Source organism: Vibrio sp. 2-1-2a, assembly GCF_032648565.1.
Lineage (GTDB): Bacteria > Pseudomonadota > Gammaproteobacteria > Enterobacterales > Vibrionaceae > Vibrio > Vibrio diabolicus.
Window position 1 is genome coordinate 1 of the sequence record NZ_WBOH01000039.1, and the last position, 502, is coordinate 502.

Genomic DNA, 502 nt, shown 5'->3' on the forward strand with positions numbered 1-502 from the left:
GGCGTTAGCTTTCTTTGGGAGAATAAAGTGAGTCAATATTTGATCGAACCAGAAGTTCCTGGGTGCTTGGGTGAAAATACTTTGGCAAATTTCGATTTGCATCCACCGATAATAGAAAAGCTACATTTTCAGTTTGATGGGTGGCTAGGTGATGATTTATTGACTTCATTTCCATGCTTTTTAGTCACTGAACGTTTAGCAACGGCCTTAAGTTCATCGCAGTTGTCAGGATACAATCTGGAAGTGGCTGAAATATCTACTTCTGACGTATTTGAAGAACTGTATCCAGAGTGTACTTTACCTCGTTTTTCGTGGCTCCAAGTATCCGGAACTATCGGTAAAGACGATTTTAGCGTAACAAATGATGGGCTACTCTTAGTTTCTGAAAGGGCAATGGTGTTGTTACAAAGATATCAACTAGAAAATTCTGACATCGTAGTGTACAAAAGCTAACAAAGCATTTAAGAGTGATTCGCAACGCTTGGCAGTTTCGCTTCGCTCA

At 40.0% G+C, this 502-nt stretch carries 1 protein-coding gene; it reads left to right on the top strand.

The window, feature by feature from the left end; genetic code table 11:
* On the top strand, positions 1-453 hold a 453-nt coding region (locus F7Y48_RS23590; RefSeq protein ID WP_229652734.1), incomplete at its 5' end, for a hypothetical protein.
* Positions 454-502 lie beyond the last annotated feature (49 nt).